This is a genomic window from Actinomadura vinacea (genome assembly GCF_039532545.1).
Classification (GTDB): domain Bacteria; phylum Actinomycetota; class Actinomycetes; order Streptosporangiales; family Streptosporangiaceae; genus Spirillospora; species Spirillospora vinacea.
The window spans coordinates 51,556-68,451 of the sequence record NZ_BAAARW010000006.1 but is presented as its reverse complement, the minus strand read 5'-3'; the positions used below and the strand labels follow the sequence as shown (position 1 = coordinate 68,451).

At 72.5% G+C, this 16,896-nt stretch carries 14 protein-coding genes; 4 read left to right on the top strand and 10 right to left on the bottom strand.

Features of this window, described 5'->3' with window-relative positions; translation table 11 throughout:
- Nucleotides 1–12: 12 nt before the first annotated feature.
- Genes ABD340_RS08950 through ABD340_RS08940 form a run of 3 tightly spaced genes read right to left on the bottom strand, consistent with a single transcriptional unit; the run spans nucleotide 13 to nucleotide 3,209 of the window.
- Nucleotides 13–834, bottom strand: coding sequence for an N-acyl homoserine lactonase family protein (locus ABD340_RS08950; protein ID WP_344588167.1), 822 nt, complete (start codon nucleotides 832–834; stop codon nucleotides 13–15).
- Nucleotides 827–1,705, bottom strand: a complete 879-nt coding sequence (locus ABD340_RS08945; protein WP_344588166.1) for an NAD(P)-dependent oxidoreductase — start codon at nucleotides 1,703–1,705, stop codon at nucleotides 827–829. The genes ABD340_RS08950 and ABD340_RS08945 overlap by 8 nt, the downstream gene beginning before the upstream one ends.
- A 22-nt stretch (nucleotides 1,706–1,727) precedes the next feature.
- The gene (locus ABD340_RS08940) at nucleotides 1,728–3,209 is read right to left on the bottom strand and encodes an aldehyde dehydrogenase family protein (RefSeq protein WP_344588164.1); all 1,482 of its coding nucleotides are present in this window, start codon (nucleotides 3,207–3,209) and stop codon (nucleotides 1,728–1,730) included.
- A 161-nt stretch (nucleotides 3,210–3,370) separates the two neighbouring features.
- On the opposite strand from ABD340_RS08940, the gene ABD340_RS08935 reads away from it, so the two are divergent.
- Nucleotides 3,371–4,852: an MFS transporter gene (locus ABD340_RS08935; protein WP_344588163.1), complete on the top strand. Its 1,482-nt coding sequence runs from the start codon at nucleotides 3,371–3,373 to the stop codon at nucleotides 4,850–4,852.
- On the opposite strand, the gene ABD340_RS08930 is transcribed toward ABD340_RS08935, so the two are convergent.
- The gene (locus tag ABD340_RS08930) at nucleotides 4,849–5,349 is read right to left on the bottom strand and encodes a MaoC family dehydratase (RefSeq protein WP_344588162.1); all 501 of its coding nucleotides are present in this window, start codon (nucleotides 5,347–5,349) and stop codon (nucleotides 4,849–4,851) included. The two genes, ABD340_RS08935 and ABD340_RS08930, sit on opposite strands and share 4 nt — an antisense overlap.
- A gap of 74 nt (nucleotides 5,350–5,423) precedes the next feature.
- Between ABD340_RS08930 and ABD340_RS08925 the strand changes: the two genes are divergently transcribed.
- Nucleotides 5,424–6,644, top strand: a complete 1,221-nt coding sequence (locus ABD340_RS08925; protein WP_344588160.1) for a CaiB/BaiF CoA transferase family protein — start codon at nucleotides 5,424–5,426, stop codon at nucleotides 6,642–6,644.
- A gap of 10 nt (nucleotides 6,645–6,654) precedes the next feature.
- Here ABD340_RS08925 and ABD340_RS08920 read toward each other — a convergent pair whose 3' ends face one another.
- Complete coding sequence (locus ABD340_RS08920; RefSeq protein WP_344588159.1) at nucleotides 6,655–7,830, bottom strand: acetyl-CoA C-acyltransferase; 1,176 nt, start codon at nucleotides 7,828–7,830, stop codon at nucleotides 6,655–6,657.
- A gap of 62 nt (nucleotides 7,831–7,892) precedes the next feature.
- Here ABD340_RS08920 and ABD340_RS08915 point away from each other — a divergent pair, with 62 nt between their 5' ends.
- Nucleotides 7,893–8,939: a TIGR03617 family F420-dependent LLM class oxidoreductase gene (locus tag ABD340_RS08915; protein WP_344588158.1), complete on the top strand. Its 1,047-nt coding sequence runs from the start codon at nucleotides 7,893–7,895 to the stop codon at nucleotides 8,937–8,939.
- Complete coding sequence (locus ABD340_RS08910) at nucleotides 8,920–9,726, top strand: enoyl-CoA hydratase/isomerase family protein (RefSeq protein WP_344588157.1); 807 nt, start codon at nucleotides 8,920–8,922, stop codon at nucleotides 9,724–9,726. Before ABD340_RS08915 ends, ABD340_RS08910 begins: the two co-directional genes overlap by 20 nt.
- Before the next feature lie 30 nt (nucleotides 9,727–9,756).
- Here ABD340_RS08910 and ABD340_RS08905 read toward each other — a convergent pair whose 3' ends face one another.
- From ABD340_RS08905 to ABD340_RS08885, 5 genes are all read right to left on the bottom strand, one after another.
- On the bottom strand, nucleotides 9,757–10,593 hold the full coding sequence (locus ABD340_RS08905; RefSeq protein WP_344588156.1) for an oxidoreductase: 837 nt from the start codon (nucleotides 10,591–10,593) through the stop codon (nucleotides 9,757–9,759).
- Nucleotides 10,590–12,008, bottom strand: coding sequence for an acyl-CoA reductase (locus ABD340_RS08900; RefSeq protein WP_344588155.1), 1,419 nt, complete (start codon nucleotides 12,006–12,008; stop codon nucleotides 10,590–10,592). The genes ABD340_RS08905 and ABD340_RS08900 overlap by 4 nt, the downstream gene beginning before the upstream one ends.
- Nucleotides 12,005–13,348 (bottom strand): phenylacetate--CoA ligase family protein, encoded by a 1,344-nt coding sequence (locus tag ABD340_RS08895; RefSeq protein ID WP_344588154.1) that lies wholly within the window; start codon nucleotides 13,346–13,348, stop codon nucleotides 12,005–12,007. The genes ABD340_RS08900 and ABD340_RS08895 overlap by 4 nt, the downstream gene beginning before the upstream one ends.
- Nucleotides 13,349–13,480: 132 nt before the next feature.
- Complete coding sequence (locus tag ABD340_RS08890) at nucleotides 13,481–14,275, bottom strand: FadR/GntR family transcriptional regulator (protein ID WP_344588153.1); 795 nt, start codon at nucleotides 14,273–14,275, stop codon at nucleotides 13,481–13,483.
- A 120-nt stretch (nucleotides 14,276–14,395) separates the two neighbouring features.
- Complete coding sequence (locus tag ABD340_RS08885; protein ID WP_344588152.1) at nucleotides 14,396–16,846, bottom strand: hypothetical protein; 2,451 nt, start codon at nucleotides 16,844–16,846, stop codon at nucleotides 14,396–14,398.
- Nucleotides 16,847–16,896: the final 50 nt, after the last annotated feature.

Below are 16,896 nucleotides of genomic sequence, written 5' to 3'. Positions count from 1 at the left end.
ACCAGCTTTCGTTCAGTGAGCGGTGGCCTGCCCGGGAGCGCGGTGCAAGGCCACGACCCCGTCGGGGAGATCGTCATCGGGGCCTGCGTAGCGCTCGAACACCGCGGGGTCGTGACCGGGGACGATGTGGTCCGCGCTCGCCGCGAGGCGTCCGATCCGGTCGTAGCCGTCGAGCATCACCCCGAGGTCGAGGATCGCGGGGAACGGGTTCCGCTCGTGGAAGTTGGCGTAGTAGTGCAGGGCGTCCGAGGCCAGGACGACCCATCCGCGGGCGGTGTGCACGCGGACGACCTGCAGGCCCTTGGTGTGGCCGCCGATGAGGCGGAGCTCCAGGCCCGGGGCCAGCTCGACGTCGCCTTCGACCACCCGTACCCCGCCGTCGTGCACCCGCCGGACGACCTCCACGACGTCGTCGGCCTCGAAGAAGTGGTTGAGGGCGGGACGCGTCATGGCCTTGCCGGTGGTGTACTCCAGCTCGCGGGCCTGCACCGCGACCCGCGCCTGCGGGAAGTCACCCAGGTTGCCCGCGTGGTCGAAGTGCAGGTGCGTGAGGACGACCTCGTCCACCCGGCCGGGATCGATCCCGAGGCGCCGGACCGCTTCGGCGGGACGGCGGTCGAGGCGCCGCCCGCGCCGCTCACCGGCGCGTTCGCTGAAACCGGTGTCGACGACGACGGCCCGGTCGCCGTCGCGCACCACCCACATCGTGAAGTCGAGGCGCATGAGCCCGGAGCGCGCGCAGGGCATGAGGAAGTTGTCGCGTGCGGGACGGTCCGCCGTGCCGAGGCGCAGCGCCCAGACCTCCCAGGCCGGGGGCTCGCTCCGCTCAGCCACGGCCGTCCACCAGCTTGATCATGGCGGGGTAGTAGTTCTCGCCGTAGCCGGCGTCGCGGGTGCGCTCCAGCAGGGACATGGTCTGGCCCGCGGCGGGAAGCTCGATCCCCTCGTCGCGTGCCAGCTCCAGCGCCAGCGCCAGGTCCTTGATCGCGTAGTTGGTCGGGAACGCGCGCTCGGGGAACTCGTCGGGGATCATCGTCGCCGTCGCCGTCCGGCGCAGCGCGAAGCTGTCGGCCGACCCCAGCCGCAGGGTCCGGAACAGCAGGGCGCCGTCCACCCCGGCGGCACGGCCGATGGTGAGCGCCTCGGCGAGCGCGTTCATGTTGAGGAACAGCACCATGTTGTTGAGGATCTTCATCACCTGGCCGTTGCCGGTGCCGCCCGCGTGCACGATGTCGCTGCCCATGCAGGACAGGAACGGCTCCAGTTCGGCGAACCGCTCCTCGGTCGCGCCCACGGTGATGAGCAGCGTGCCGTCCTCGGCCGCCTGGCGGAGCCGGGCCACCGGCGCGTCGACGAAGGCGACCCCCGCCTTCTCCATGCGCGCCGCCAGCGCGCGGGTGCGGGCCACGTCGCTGGTGCTCATGTCGACGACGATCCGGGGGCGATCCGCCGAGGCCGTCAGCTCCGCGCACACCGACTCGACCTCGGCGATGCCGGGCAGCGACAGGAAGACGATGTCGGCGTCCCGGGCGATGCCGCCGATGCCGTCGCACCGCCGCGCGCCCAGGGCCACGGCCGCGTCCGCGGCCTCCTTGACCGGGTCGAAGACGACCACCTCCGCCCCGGCGCGGCGGACGATGTTCGCGCACATCCGCGATCCCATCACCCCGAGGCCGACGAAGCCGAGAACCGGCGTGCCTGTCATGTCCGAACCTCCCTGTAGCCGCTCACGAGGTGGCGACGATGACGCTCTTGAGCTGGGTGTAGTGGGTGATCGCCTCGGTGCCCTTCTCCCGGCCCAGGCCGCTGTTCTTGTAGCCGCCGAAGGGCACCTCGACGCCCGCGCCCGAGTAGCGGTTCACCTGGACCTGGCCGGCCTGCAGTTCGGCCGCGATCCGGTGGGCGGTCCCGGCGTGCGCGGTGAAGACGCCGGCGGAGAGCCCGTACTCGGTGTCGTTGGCGATGCCGACCGCCTCGTCCAGCGAGTCGAAGGCGATCACGGACTGGACCGGGCCGAAGATCTCCTCCCGCGCGACGGCCATGTCGTTGGTGACGCCGCTGAGCAGCGTCGGCGCGACGAAGTGGCCGCGCTCGACGCCCTCGACCGCGCCGCCGCCGGCCACCAGCTCGGCGCCGTCGCGGGTGGCGCGGCCGATGTGCGCCAGGACGCGGGACCGCTGCCGCGCCGAGATCAGCGGCCCGAGGTCGGGGTCGTCCAGGCCGTGCCCGACCGACAGGCCCGCGACGTGGCCGGCGAGCCGCTCGACGAACTCCGCGTGCACGCGGCGGTCCACCAGCAGCCGGGTCGTCGCGAAGCACGACTGGCCGGAGTTGCGGATCACGGCCAGCGCGCCGGCCTTCGCGGCCGTCCCGAGATCGGCGTCGGCGCACACGATGGCCGGGGACTTGCCGCCGAGTTCGAGGTTGACGTCGACGATCCGGTCCGCCGCGACGGCGCCCACCCGGCGTCCCACCTCGACGGAACCGGTGAAGGTGATGTGCCGCACCAGCGGATGCCGCGTGAGGGCGTCCCCGGTCGTGTGCCCCGCGCCGAGCACGACGTTGCAGACACCGGGGGGAAGTCCGGCCTCGGTCATCAGGCGCGCGGCCAGCACCGAGGTCAGGGGCGTCAGCTCGGACGGCTTCACGACCACGGTGTTGCCCGCCGCCAGGCACGGGGCCACGCCGCGCATCATCTGGGTCAGCGGGGCGTTCCAGGGGGTGATGTGGGCCACGACGCCGTACGGTTCGCGCAGGGTGTAGACGAAAGTGCCGCGGGGCTGCGGGATCGTCTCGCCGTGGATCTTGTCGGCGAGGCCGGCGTAGTACTCGAAGTAGCGTGCGCTTCCGGCGATGTCCGTGCGCGCCTGGGACAGCGGCTTGCCCGAGTCGAGCGACTCCAGCCTGGCCAGCTGGTCGGCGTCCGCGCGCAGCGCCTCCGCCACGCGCATCAGGTGGCGCCCCCGCTCGACCGGGTCGAGGCGCGACCAGCCCCGCCATGCGGCGTGCGCGCTCTCCACGGCCTGCGCGACGCCGTCGGCCGTCGTCTCCTCGAATCTCCCGATGGCGCTCTCGGTCGCCGGGTCCTCGACGTCCATCAGCGGACCGGACCCGCGGGGCGCGTGGTCCCCGGCGACGACGGCGGTCAGGACGTCGGGGAGACGCGCGTCCACCCGCAGCGGGGGCCTCCCGTGGTTCTCGGTCATCATCGGCTCGCTCCCGTCGTGCGGACCGCCTCGGCTCAGCGTCGCAATAATAGTTATATAGTTTAACTCAAGCAGGGAAAGTGGGCACCCCTGGCACGGCGTCCGATTGGAGCGAGGCCACGAGCGCGGCGGCGAGCGGCGGGGGCGCACGGCCACCGCGCAGAATGATCATCGGCCTGGCGTCCGGCCAGTTCCTCGCCACCCTGTCCACCACCGTCATCGCGACGGCGCTGCCCACCATCTCCGGCGACCTCGGGGGCGGCCAGTCGCACGTCTCCTGGATCGCGTCGACGACGCTGCTGGCCGCCACGATCGCCGGCCCCATCATGGGCAAGCTGGCCGACGTGCTGGGCAGGCGCCGGGTCTTCGTCGTCACCGCGCTCCTCTACGTCACCGGCGCGGCGATCGCCGGGACGAGCACCGGCACGGGCCGGCTGATCGCCGGGCTGGCGGTCCAGGGCGTCGGGATCGGCGGCCTGCTGGTGATGACCCAGGTCCTGCTCGGCGACCTCGCCACCCCGCGCGAACGGGGGAGGTACATCGGCTACATCGTCATGGGCTACGGGACGGCCGCCGTCTCGGGGCCGCTGATCGGCGGCCATCTGGTCGGGCTGGGCGGGTCCGGCTGGCGGCTGTGCTTCCTCGGCGCCGTCCCGCTGGCGGTCCTCGTCTGCGGCGCGGTCCTGCGCGGCCTTCCCACCTCGGACCGCCGGCCCGGGCGCTCGGTGGACGTCGCCGGAATGATCGGCCTGGGCGGCACGACGGTCTGCCTGCTGCTGATCGTCACCTTCGGCGGCCGGACGATCGCCTGGTCCGCCCCGGAGACCGCGGCGCTGGCGGCGGCGGCACTGGCGTTCACCGCCCTCCTGGTCCGCAGCGGGCGGACGGCACCCGACCCGGTTCTGCCGGCGCGGCTGATCCGCAGCCGACCGTTCCTGATCTGCGCCGCGGCCAGCATGGTCACCAGCGGCGTGCTGTACGTGGCCCTGTTCCTGCTGCCGCAGTACATGCAGATCGTCCAGGGCGTCTCCCCCGCTCGCTCGGGAATGCTGATGCTGCCGCTCCTGCTCTGCCAGATCGTCACCACGCCGCTGGTCGGCGCCGCCCTGTCCCGGTTCGGCGTCTGGAAGCCGTTCGCGCTGACCGGGGCGTCGCTGATCTTCGCCGGCGCGCTGCTGCTCGCGGCGGGCAGCGCGGCCGCCGGCACGATCCTGCTGCCCGCCGCGATGGGCCTCCTCGGCATCGGGATGGGATCGACGGCGCAGATCCTCATGGTGGTCGCGCAGATGAACGCCCGGGCGGCCGATCTCGGGATCACCACGTCGATGATCACGTTCGCGCGTTCCTTCGGAGCCGCCACCGGGGTCGCCGTGGTCGGCGCCATCGTCACGGCCCGCGTCGCCGACCTGCTGCCCGGACGGCTGGCGGAGGCGGGGATCGCGGCACCGGACCGGGCGGGCGCCGCGGGCCTCATCGGCGCGCCCGAGAGCGTCTCCGCGCTGCCCGCGCCGGTCCGGCAGGCCATCGCCGAGACCTACGCCGCCGCCTTCCACGACGCCTTCTCCTGGTCGCTCGTGGTCATCGCGGCCGCCCCCGCCCTCATCGCGCTGGCCCGCGGGCCCCGCCTGCCGGGCGGGACGACCTAGGATCGGGTCTCGTCGAAATCGCGTCCGCGGATCAGCCGCACCGGCGTGAAGACCGCGACCTCCTCGCCGCGCTGGTTGATCACACCGCACCGGGTGCTCACCACGCCGCGCCCCGGCTTGCTGGACGGCCGCGACCCCGTGGTCTCGACGACGACGTGCAGGGTGTCGCCGACGTAGGTGGGCCGCTTGACCGAGAACTCCATGTGCAGGAACGCCAGCCCGGTGCCGTGCAGGATGTTGGTCTGCAGGATGAGCCCTTCGGCGAGCACGTAGACCAGCGCGCCCGGGATCAGCCGGCCGGTGTAGCCGCCCTCGGCGGCGTGCCGGGCGTCGTAGAACAGCGGCTCGTTGAAGCCGCCGAGATGGACGAGGCCCATCAGGTCGGTCTCGGTGACGGTGCGGTACGCCGTGCGGAAGACCGCGCCCTCCTTCATGTCCTCCCATGTCATGCCCCGCACCAGCGGCTGGACGGCGCTCCCGCCCGCGGTCTCGGTCATCGAGGGCCCCCTCTACGGCTCGTGATATTAATTAATCTATTCAACTATATCTCCCGCGAGCACGGAGGTGAGCGGTGAGCGACAGCGCGCTGCAGGGAATCCGGATCCTGGACCTCAGCCGGATCCTGGCGGCCCCCCTGGCGAGCCAGATGCTGGGCGATCTGGGCGCCGAGGTCGTCAAGGTCGAACGCCCCGCGAGCGGAGACGACGCCCGCCAGTACGGCCCGCCCTTCCTGGACGGCGGCACCGCGGGCATGTCCGCCTTCTACCTCAGCTGCAACCGGAACAAGCGGTCGATCACCCTCGACTTCACCACCGAGCAGGGCAGGAACGTGCTGCTCGACCTGATCGGCCGCTCCGACGTCCTGCTGGAGAACTTCCGCCCCGGAGTCCTGGCGAAGTACGGGCTCGGCTACGAGGACCTTCGCGAGCGCTTCCCCCGGCTGGTCTACTGCTCGGTCACGGGCTTCGGCCAGGACGGTCCGTACCGGCACAAGGCCGGTTACGACGGGATCTTCCAGGCGCTCAGCGGGATGATGAGCGTGTCCGGCCATCCGGACGGGACGCCGGGCGCCGGCCCGATGAAATCCGGGCTCTCCCTGATCGACGTCCTCACCGGGCTCTACACCGGCACCGCCGTCCTCGCCGCGCTCCGGCACCGGGACCGGCACGGCGCCGGGCAGCACCTCGACGTGTCCCTGCTGGACTGCGGGCTCGCGTCGATGTCGCATTACGCGCAGAACTTCCTGGTGTCGGGGGTGGTGCCCGAACGGCGGGGCAACGGCGGTTTCGGCGGGATCCCGTCCCAGGCGTTCGAGTGCGCGGACGGCGAGCGGTTCTTCATCGTCGCCACCACCGATCCGCAGTTCGGCCGTGCGTGCCGCGCGATCGGCCACCCCGGTCTCATCGACGATCCGCGCTTCGCCGGTATCTCCGCGCGGATCGAGCACCGGCTGGAGCTCCTCGAGGTGCTGCGGGGCATCTTCGTCCAGCGCGACGCGCGCCACTGGATCGACGTGCTCGACGCGGCCGACGTCCCGGTGGGCCCGGTCAACGACATCCGCGCAGCACTCGACGACGAACAGGTCCGGCACCGCGAGCTGCCGATCGAGATGGCGCACGAGACGCTCGGCCCCGTTCCCGGGCTGCGCTATCCGATCAGGATGTCCGGCAGCCCGGTGCGGGACTACTCGGCCCCGCCGACGCTGGGCGAGCACACCCGGGACGTCCTGGAAGGGCTGCTGGGCCTCGACCGGGAGGCGGTCGACGAACTCGCCGACAAGGGCGTGATCTGAGGGGGAGGTGTCAGAGCCGCTCGATGAGCGTTCCCGTGCCCATGCCCCCTCCCTGGCACATCGTGACCAGGCCGTAGCGGCCGCCCGAGCGTTCCAGCTCGTTGAGGGCCTTGGTCAGCAGCACCCCGCCCGTCGCGCCCAAGGGGTGCCCGAGCGCGATCGCGCCTCCGTTGACGTTGACCTTGGCCAGGTCCGCGTCGAACTCGCGCCGCCAGGCGAGCACGACCGACGCGAACGCCTCGTTGATCTCCACGACGTCGATGTCGTCCAGGGCGAGGCCGTTGCGCTCCAGGATCGCGCGAGTCGCCGGAATCGGGCCGGTGAGCAGCATCACCGGGTCGCTGCCGACCATGAGGGAGTCGACCACCCGCGCCCGCGGCCGCAGGCCGAGCCGGTCGGCCCGCTTCGCGGTCATGAGCAGCAGGGCCGAGGCGCCGTCGGAGATCTGGGACGACGTCCCGGCCGTGTGCAGCGCGCCGGGCCGGTCCTTCTGGTTCACCCGCAGGCCCGCCAGGCCGTCCGGCGTCGTCGGCCGGGGCCCCTCGTCGACCTCGATCGTCCTGGTGCCGGTGATCCGTCCGTCGTCGCCGGCCACGGGCGCCTCGACCGGCACGATCTGGCCCGCGAACCGGCCCTCGCCGATCGCCCTCGCCGCCCGCGCCTGCGAGAGGACGGCGAACTCCTCCAGCCGCGGGCGGGTGAGATCCCAGGACTCGGCGATCCGGTCCGCCGCCTCGAACTGCGTCGTGACCTCGTACCGCTCCTCGTAGCGGGACGTCCGGGCGGGTCCCAGTTCCGGCAGGGTGCTCGATCCCATCGGGACCTGGCTCATCGACTCCACGCCGCCCGCGACGGCCGCGTCGACCACACCGCCCGCGACCAGGCCGTAGGCCAGGGTGAACGCCTGCTGGGAGGAACCGCACTGCGCGTGGATCGTCGACGCGGCCACCCGCTGGTCGAGGCCGGCGGCGAGCCACGCGTTGCGGGTCACGTTGCCCGACTGCTGCCCGACCTGGCTCACGCACCCGCCGGTCACCTGCCCGACCGCGCCCGAGTCGATGCCCGCCCGTTCCACCAGGGCGGAGAGCACGTCGGCGAAGAGATCCGGGGCCGGGTGGCGGGCCAGGCCGCCGCGCCGCTTGCCGACGGCCGAGCGCACGGCCTCCACGATGACGACGTCCGACATGCCGCTCCCTCCACACAAATACCTGAATTGTTTAACTGTATCAAAACGTTTAACCTATCCCTATGCAGGCAGACGGAAAGCTGACCCCGGGACCGCTCCACCGGACGGCGGAGACGGCGCGCGAGCACGAGGAGGGCGGCTACGCGGGCCTGTGGTCCGCGGAGTCCAAGCACGACCCCTTCCTCCCCCTCGTCGCCGCGGCGCAGGCCACCCGGCGGCTGGAGCTGGGCACCGCGATCGCCGTCGCGTTCGCACGATCACCGATGACCCTCGCGCACACCGCGTGGGATCTGCAGCGCTACACCGAGGGCCGCTTCATCCTGGGCCTCGGCAGCCAGGTCAAGCCGCACATCGAACGCCGCTTCTCGATGCCCTGGAGCAGCCCGGCCGCCCGCATGCGCGAGATGGTGACCGCGATCCGCGCCATCTGGGACGCCTGGCAGAACGGCTCAAGGCTGGACTTCCAGGGCGCCTTCTACCGCCACACCCTCATGACGCCGTTCTTCTCCCCCGGGCCGCTGCCGACCCCGGCTCCCAAGATCGTCATCGCCGCGGTGGGCGAGGCCATGTGCCGGGTGGCCGGCGAGGTCTGCGACGGGATCCTGCTGCACGGCTTCACCACCGAGCGCTACATCCGCGAGGTCACCCTCCCGACCGTGCGCCGCGGGCAGGAGAAGGCGGGGCGTTCCATGGACGGCTTCCAGGTCGTCGGCCTGCCGCTGACCGCCACCGGAACGACCGAGGAGTCCCTCGCCGCCGCCGTCCGCGCCGTCCGCGAGCGGATCGCCTTCTACGCCAGCACCCCCGCCTACCGCGGCGTCCTCGACCTGCACGGATGGGGCGACCTGGGCGACGAGCTGCACGCCATGTCACGCGGTGACGACCCCGAGAGGTGGACCAAGATGGGAGACGCGATCGACGACGAGGTGCTCGACGCCTTCGCCGTCGTCGGCCCTCCTGAGCGGATCGCCCCCGCCCTCGCCGAGCGCTTCGGCGACCTGGTGACCCGCTTCCAGTTCTACGCCCCCTACGAGCACGAGATCGGCCTGTGGACGCCCGTCATCGCCGAGCTGAAGGAAGCGCTTCACCATGACCGCGCCGCGAAATGACGAGGTGTCCGCGGCGGACGGAGCCGAGCTGCTGATCGACGACCATGGGCACGTCCGCGTCTTCACGATCAACCGCCCCCGGTCGCTCAACGCGCTCACGACCGGGCTGGCGCGCCGGTTCAGGACGGCCCTCGCGACCGCGGACGCCGACCCGTCCGTCCGGGCGATCGTCATCACCGGGTCCGGTGACCGCGCGTTCTGCGCCGGAGGCGATCTCAAGGAGATCGCCGCGCGTGCGGACCCGTCCGCTCCCGCTCCCCGCGCCGTCACCGTGCTGGTCCGGGACCGCGTCGCGACACCGGTGGTCGCGGCGGTCAACGGCCTGGCCTTCGGCGGCGGGCTCGAGCTGGCGCTGGCGTGCGATCTGGTGGTGAGCGGGGAGCACGCGCGTTTCGCGCTGCCCGAGGTCAAGCGGGGCATCCTCGCCAGCGGCGGCGGCCTGGTCCGGCTGCCGGGCATCGTCGGGCCCCGGCGCGCCCTCCAGCTCCTGCTGACGGGAGAACCCGTGGACGCGGCCACCGCCCTGGAATGGGGGATGGTCAACATGGTCGTGCGCCCCGGGAAAGTGCTCACCCAGGCCGTCGAGCTGGCCTCGGACATCGCCGCCAACGCCCCGCTCGCGGTTCGCGCCAGCAAGGCCATGGTGCACGCGTCCGCGCGGCTTCCCGAGCCGGAGGCGTGGAAGGCGAACGAAGCCGCGCACGACGAGATCGCGAGAACCGGCGACGCCCTCGAAGGACCGCGCGCGTTCGCCGAGGGGCGGCCCCCGACCTGGACCGGAAGCTGAGCGGAAGGCGCCCCCGGTCCCGCCCGCCGTTCAGCGCTCGAACGCCGTCGACGCCGACAGGCTCTCCCAGGCGTCCAGTTCGCGGCCCACTGCGGCGAGCTTGCCGCGGACCGCCTTCACGGCGTCGGCTCCCAGCGGCAGGCGGGCGGGCGGTTCCGCCGCCTCGACCGCCTGGATGATCGCGGCCGCGGCACGGCGGGGATCGCCCTGCTGCGCGCCGTCCAGGTGCTCCAGTCCGCCGCGTATGGCGTCGACGGCCCCGTAGCCGGGAACGCGCCGCTCCGCATGCTTCAGCCCCGTCCCCGCCCACCCGGTGCGGAACGCTCCCGGCTCGACGATGGTGACGCCGATGCCGAGCGGCCCCAGCTCGATCCGCAGCGCCTCCGACAGGCCTTCGAGCGCGAACTTGGAGGCGTTGTAGACCCCCAGCCCCGGTTGCCCGGTGAAACCCGCGATCGAGCTGATGTTGACGACATGGCCGCGGCCGCGCTCGCGGAAGTGCGGGAGGAGCGCGCGGACGAGCCGCAGCGGACCGGTGAAGTTGGTGTCCATCTGGTGCCGGATCTCCTCCTCGCTCACCTCCTCGACCGCTCCGAGCAGGCCGTAGCCGGCGTTGTTGACCAGGACGTCCAGGTGCCCCGCCAGGCGCACCGCCTCGTCGGCGCGCCCGGTCAGGACCTCCGGCGGATCGGTGGCGTCCAGGACGACCGCGAAGGAACGGCCCGGGGCGAGCCGCTCGAAGGCGGCCGCCCGCTCCTTGTCGCGAAGCGAGCCGACCACGACCCCGCCGCGTTCGAGCACGGCCTCGGCGAGCGCCCGGCCCAGCCCGCTCGACACCCCGGTGATCATCCAGTGCCGGTCGCTCATTCGTCGTTCACCCACCGCATCAGCCGCTGCAGCGGGTAGAAGCCGTCGTGCGAGAGTCCCGGCGGCATGCTCCCCGCCCCGCCGAGGGGGACCACGCGCTGCACTCCCGCGGACGCCAGCGCGTCCCGCAGCTCCACCTTGCGGGCGGCCGGGTACACGCCGACGGTCTGCGTCGCGACGCCTGCATGGGCCACGGCGTCGGCCAGCGAGGGCACCGGCACCACGTTGACGATCTTGCCGTCGGGGTGGAACTCCACCGGCTCCGGAGAGCGGATGACCAGCCCGCGGCCGTCGTAGCCGCCCCAGACCCGGTAGTCGTCCTCGAGCTCGCGCAGTACCTCGATCTCCTCGCGCAGCTCGCCGTCGACCTTCGGGCCGCCCGCGGAGGAGAACTCGCGTGCCACCCCCATCCGCTCGCAGAGCGCGGCGGCGAAACGGTCGGCGTTCTCGACCGGGCCCTCGACGAACTGGAAGCGGCTGGCCACGCACGCGGCCTGGTTGAAGAAGGTGGCGTCCGCGGCGGCGGCCTCGGCGGCCTCCGCCAGCGCCTCGTCGGACGCCAGCGCCTCGCCGCCGATGAACGAGATCGACGACTTCGGGTCGAAGGACACCAGCTCGAATCCGGGGCCGACGTACTTCAGGGCGCCGCGGATGGTGGCCTCGCCGCCCCAGGCGACGAGCTTGTCGAAGAACTGCGCGCGGAACAGCGTGCTCTCCACGGTCTCGTCCCCGCCGCGCCAGTACGCCGCCGAGAAGGAGCGCACCACCGGATGCCCGGGCGCGAGCCCGATCATCGTGCGGAGGACTGCGGTGGCGGTGAACAGGTCGTTGGAGGGCAGCTTGAGCAGGTTCACCCCCTTGGTCAGCGCGCCCCGCACGATCGACTGGGCCGCCACACCGGGCGCGTTGCCGGCCAGGATGTGCACCAGGCGGGGCGGGAAGGCCCGGATCGAACCGACCCGCCCGTCCGGCAGCGCCACCTCCCGCCAGCCGTCGAGCACGTCCGCGCCACCGAGCTCGTTGTCGATCTGCGCCTGGATCTGCGGTCGCTGGAAGCTGCGCCACAGCCGGGCGTACGCGCGTTCCAGGACCTCCCGCGGCAGCGGGTTGACCTCGACCATGTGCTCGAGCGCCTCGGCGAGCACCCCGCCCGCGTCGTCCCGGAGCCGCTCGCCGGTCGCCACCAGCAGGTCGACGATCTCCCGGACGGGTACCTCGAAGGCCGGCCCCGGCTCGGACCTGGGCCACACCAGGCGGTCGAGATCGAGGGCGGGCGTGGTGAAGCCGGCCCCCGCACGGCCGTGCCGCAGGTCGGAGCCGCGGTCGACGGCCCCCTGGACGACGTGGAGGACGGGAACCGGCGCGCCCGCCGTCCCGGCCTCGCCTCCGGTACCGGACAGAACCGTGCCGCTCACGCCTGGATCATCCCTCGCACGTAGGAGTCGAGCGTCGCGGCGCAGTTGATCTTGTCGTCGCCGCCGAGGTCGCCGTACCGGGCCACGTCCGGCAGCACGGTGGGACCGGTCCTGCCGCACGCGCAGGCAGAGAAGTTCACCTTCACCCGGTCACCGCTGATCAGCCCGCCCCAGCGGCCCTCCAGGGAGACGTCGAGGAGCGCGAAGCGCCCTTCGACCACACCGCTCGGCTCGTTGAGCAGCCGCTCCCCCGGCTCGTCGAGGACCAGCGGGACGACCCAGGGCGGTATGTGGTAGTTGCCCTTCTCACAGGACGGGCACGAGCCCTGCAGCTCCGTCATTCCGTAGCTGCGGACCCTCCGGACGTCGCCGAAGAAGTCGGCGAACTGCTGCATGTAGTCGGCGGGGAGGACCTGGTTCTTGTTGCCGCCCCCTGCGAGCACCAGGGAGTCCGGGTGGAACTCCCCGTCGGGGACGCCGCGCGCACGCACGCCCTGGATGAGCGCCCACTGCTGGTTGTTCATCCCGGCGATGAGGAGCGGCTCGCGCCGGTGCTCGACGATGTCGTCGAGAAACCCGTCCAGTGCCGCCTGCATCTCCGCCTCGCGCTCCCCGGACGCGTTCTCGAACTCCCTGACCTCCTGCGGGGTGGCGGTGCCGTCCACCATCTTCTTGCGCAGCAGGCCGCTGCGCATCAGCTCGGACACGCGCAGGGGGTCGTCCGTCAGGAGCCGCAGCTCCCCTTCCTTCACGAACAGGTCGGCGTGCATCCGGAAGCCGTCGATGGAGCGCATCGGCCCGCCCGCGGGAGCCAGGATGTAGCCCCGGCGGGTGCGCTCGGGCGGCAGCGGGTTCGGCCAGCAGGTGAGGTTGGCCATGATCTGCGCCAGCAGTTCGCGGTCCGCCGTCGTGCTGTTGAGGAAGGAGACCTTTCCCGACGTGCCGCTGGTGATGTAGAGCCGGTGCCCCGCCGCGGCGAGCCGCCCGATCCAGTCGTCGATGTCGGTCACGCCTTCGACGTCCACCTCGGCGCGTTCGACCACCGAGACGGTCGAGTACCAGCGCAGGAGCCGGTCCCACTGGCCCGCGGTGATGTAGGAGAGCGGGTAGGACTTGTAGCTGGTGTGCGAGAACAGCAGCGGAACGATGTCCGCCTCCGCGCGGATCTCCTTGACGCCCGTCTCATCGGCGCGGCGACGCAGCAGCGGGATGCGTTCGCGGTGCTCGGCGAAGGACTCGCGGGCCGCCTCCAGCTGGAGGGCGCGCACCTCGTCCACCGGTCTGTCGAACGGATCGCCGGAGCCGATGAGGTTCCTGATGGTCTCCCGAGCGCTGGTCACGATCTCCTCCTCGGCCCCACCCGGCCCCCGGACGAGCGGAGGCCGCGTCAGATTCAAGTATCGAATCTGAAAGATTTAACTATTTCGAGCGTACGGCCGGGTGTTCCACCGTGTCAATGACGTCCCGGCACCTCAGCCCAGCAGGTCGAGCACCGTGGTCATCGACTTGTTGTTCAGCAGGTACTCCTCCGCGGCGCGCAGATGCGCCCGCCACAGCTCCTCCGCGGCCTCGGCCTTGCGGGCGGCCACCAGCTCCACCAGCCGCACGTGCGCCCGGAAGCCCTCCCGGTTCGCGACGATGTTCTCGGGACTGCCCGCGTCGAGGTCGACATGCGACCAGTTCGCCTGGTCGATGATGTGCCGCACCATGCCGTTGAGCACCCGCATGGTCTCGTTGCCCGACAGGTCGACCACCAGCGCGTGGAACTGCATGTGCGCGCGGATGAAGGCCGGCGGATCGTCGATGAGCAGCTCGGCCTCGCGCACCGCCTCGCGCAGCAGGTCGAGGTCGGACTCGGAGGCCCGCCGCGCGAGCAGCCCGGCACACGGGGCCTCGATGAGATTCCGCGCCTGGTAGAGGTCCTGGAGCGTGGTGCCGAGGTACTCCAGCACCAGCCCGGCGTACCGGGCCGCGACCTCCCCCTGCGGCACCTGCACCCGCGCACCGCCCCGGGCACCGCGCCGGATGCTGATCAGCGCCTCGGACTCCAGTACCCGGAACGCCTCCCGCAGCGTCGGCCGCGAGACCGAGAACTCCGCCATCAGCGCCGTCTCGGCCGGGAGCGCCGCGCCGCCCGCCAGCTCACCGCGCACGATCTTGCGGCGCAGCTGCGCGGCGACCAGCTCGGCCATCTTGGGCACGCGGACGCGCCGGCCCAGCGTTCCCGGCCGTGCCGTCGACTCGGTGGAGTCCGTCGGGTCGGTCACGATCGCCCGCCTCCCGCCTCGCACCGGACCGGCGGGACCGGTGCGGCGTCAGCACTCATCTCGCTATGGTAGCAGAAATTAAATAAGTTATCTCTTTTATTGATATCGCGTGCGGACGCCTCAGGCCAGCGCGGCGATGAGGTCGCGAAGCGGGCGGCCGCCGTCGTGGCGCGCCAGCAGGGGGATCGACTTTTCGAGTACGGCGAGGATGCGGGCGTGCGTGCGGCACTCGGCGCGCTCGGTGCGCGCCAAGGCGGTGCGGAAGAGGGCGAGCGCGCGGTCGGCGGGCCAGCCGGGGAACGCGGCGATCTCGGCCAGGACGGCGGCGTCCTCGGCCCGCGCCTCCCGGTAGGTCAGCTCGGCGATCTCCAGGGCCCACGCGGAAAGGGCGGGGGCCCGCTCGTGGGCGGCGGCGGCCACGCCGATCCTCCAGGTCGCGCGCAGCGAAGACGGAACGTGGTCTTCCCAGCCGAACCCGTGGTCCGGCGCGTTCGCGACGTTCCACGCGGTCCGGTACCTGGCGGCGCGGATCAGGCGGCCGATGAGCACGCGCCTGTCGATGCCGGCGATCCGTTCGCCGAACCGGTCGACGGTGTCGAGGTCGAGGCCGTCCGGGGCGCTCAGCAGCTCGGCCGCGAGGCGCTCGCCGGCTCCGACGTCCTCGCGGGGGTCCGCCGCCGGGAAGCCCGCGAGGGGCAGGTGCTCGACGAGTCCCTCCCGTTCCAGCCGCCCCGCGAGTTCCCGGGCGACGGGCGCGCCGTCGGCGGCCTCGGCCAGGACGCGGCGCGCCGCGTCCACCGACCCCTCGTCCAGCAGCGCCACGATCATGTCGACGAGCACCCGCGATCGGCCGCCGGCCAGCGCGACGGCGCGGTCGAGGTCGCCGTCCTTGGCCAGGCGCACCGCGGCAGGGCCGGTCAGAACCGCGCGCATGTTGGGCGGGCCGGGCGGCGTTCGGGACACCGCGTGCACGGCGACGCGCCGGGCCGCTTGGGCATCGCCCTCCTCCAGGAGGGTCTGGGCGACGCGTGTCAGCGCGACGTGCCGGTCGTCCAGGGCGTCGAAGGACGGCAGCAGCGAGATGAGCGCCTCTCGGTCGCGGAGGACGGCGTCGACCAGCTCGTCGGAGGGCCTTCGACTGCCGCCGACCACGGCGTCCACCGCCTCCTCGGCCCCCTTGGGTGATCCGGGGAGGGACGCCAGCAGGCTCGTCGGCGGCTCGCCGACCGGCCTGCCGAGCGCCTCGGCGATGCGGCGGAACGCGGACGCGGACGTGAGATGACCGGTCGGGATGCCGTCCGCCACGCGCATGGCCTCGTCCTGCCGGCCCGCCCGTGCCAGCAGGACCGCGACTTCCTCCCGCACCCTCATCCGGATGTGGTCCCATTCGAACGGCTGGTTGTACCGCTTCTGCCGGGAGTCAGAGGAGGCGGTGGCGGCGGCCTGCTCGACCAGTTCGAGGGCTTGCACGGCGGCCTCGGCCGCGACGGCGGGTGAGGTGGCGGCCAGCGCTTCGGCCAGCGCGAGCCGCCCCTCGACCCGCCCTTCGACCGACGTCACGCCCGCCAGGTGGCGGCGGGCGCCACGGTCGTCGCCCGCCTGCGCGTGAGTGATCGCGACGGCCGCCCGCAGGAGATCGGCCGGCCGGTCGTCGTCCCGGCGGGCGGCCTCCTCCAGCAGCCGGTCCTCGGCTCCGGCACGGACGGCCTGCTCGGCCATCGCCGCGGCCGCGTAACGTCGCGGGCTCCCCAGCGCCCACCCCGAGTACTCGCCCCACGGCACGCGCGCCCACCCGTGCGCGTCCGACATCGGGCGGAAGTTGGCATGCCTCCGGAGGTCGGAGAGCCCGTCGAAGCGGGTCACCGCCGTGGCCAGGCGGCCGACGCGGGTCAGTGCCGCACAGGTGCTCAGCTCCGGCCACGAGAGGTGGTCCCTCACGGGGACGGCGGCGGCGAGCAGCGCGAACCGCTCCGCCGTCTCCGGCCGGCCGTGCTCGGCGAACGCGAGGGCGAACCGGCCGAAGGGCGCCCTGTCCTCAGAGGCGATGCGGCGCGCCGTCTCCTCGGCGTCCCGCAGGCGTCCGGCCTCGATGAGCGCCAGGACGACCTCTCCCGTTTCGTCTTCCCGGCCGTCCAGGATCTCCAGGCCGTCGCCGGGCCTCCCCCGCCGGACGAATTCCGCCGCGATCTCCGTGCGCGCCCACCGGTCCAGCTCGTCGACACGGTCGTCGACGACGCCGCGCGCCTCGTCCGCGGCACCGACCGAGAGCAGATCCTGCACCAGCCGGGAGAGCGAGGAGCGCGGGCCCTGCACCTGGTAGGCACCGGCCCTCCGGGCCAGAACGCGCCGTGCCCGCTCCCGCTCGCCGTGCCGCCAAAGCTGCGTGATGAGATTCCGCCACGTGCCCGCCCGATCGGCGATGGCCTCGGCTCGTTCGCACTCTCCGGTGGCGACCAGGACGCCCACCAGTTCCTCTGGAACCTTGCCCGCGTCCACGGCGGCGTTCACCCGTGCGAGCACGGCCTGGATCTCCGCGAACAGATCGCCCTGTGCCGAGTCATCCGGATTCATCCAGGAAATGGTAACGATCACTTCCCGCCGACGGTACAGTTGTTTTTATA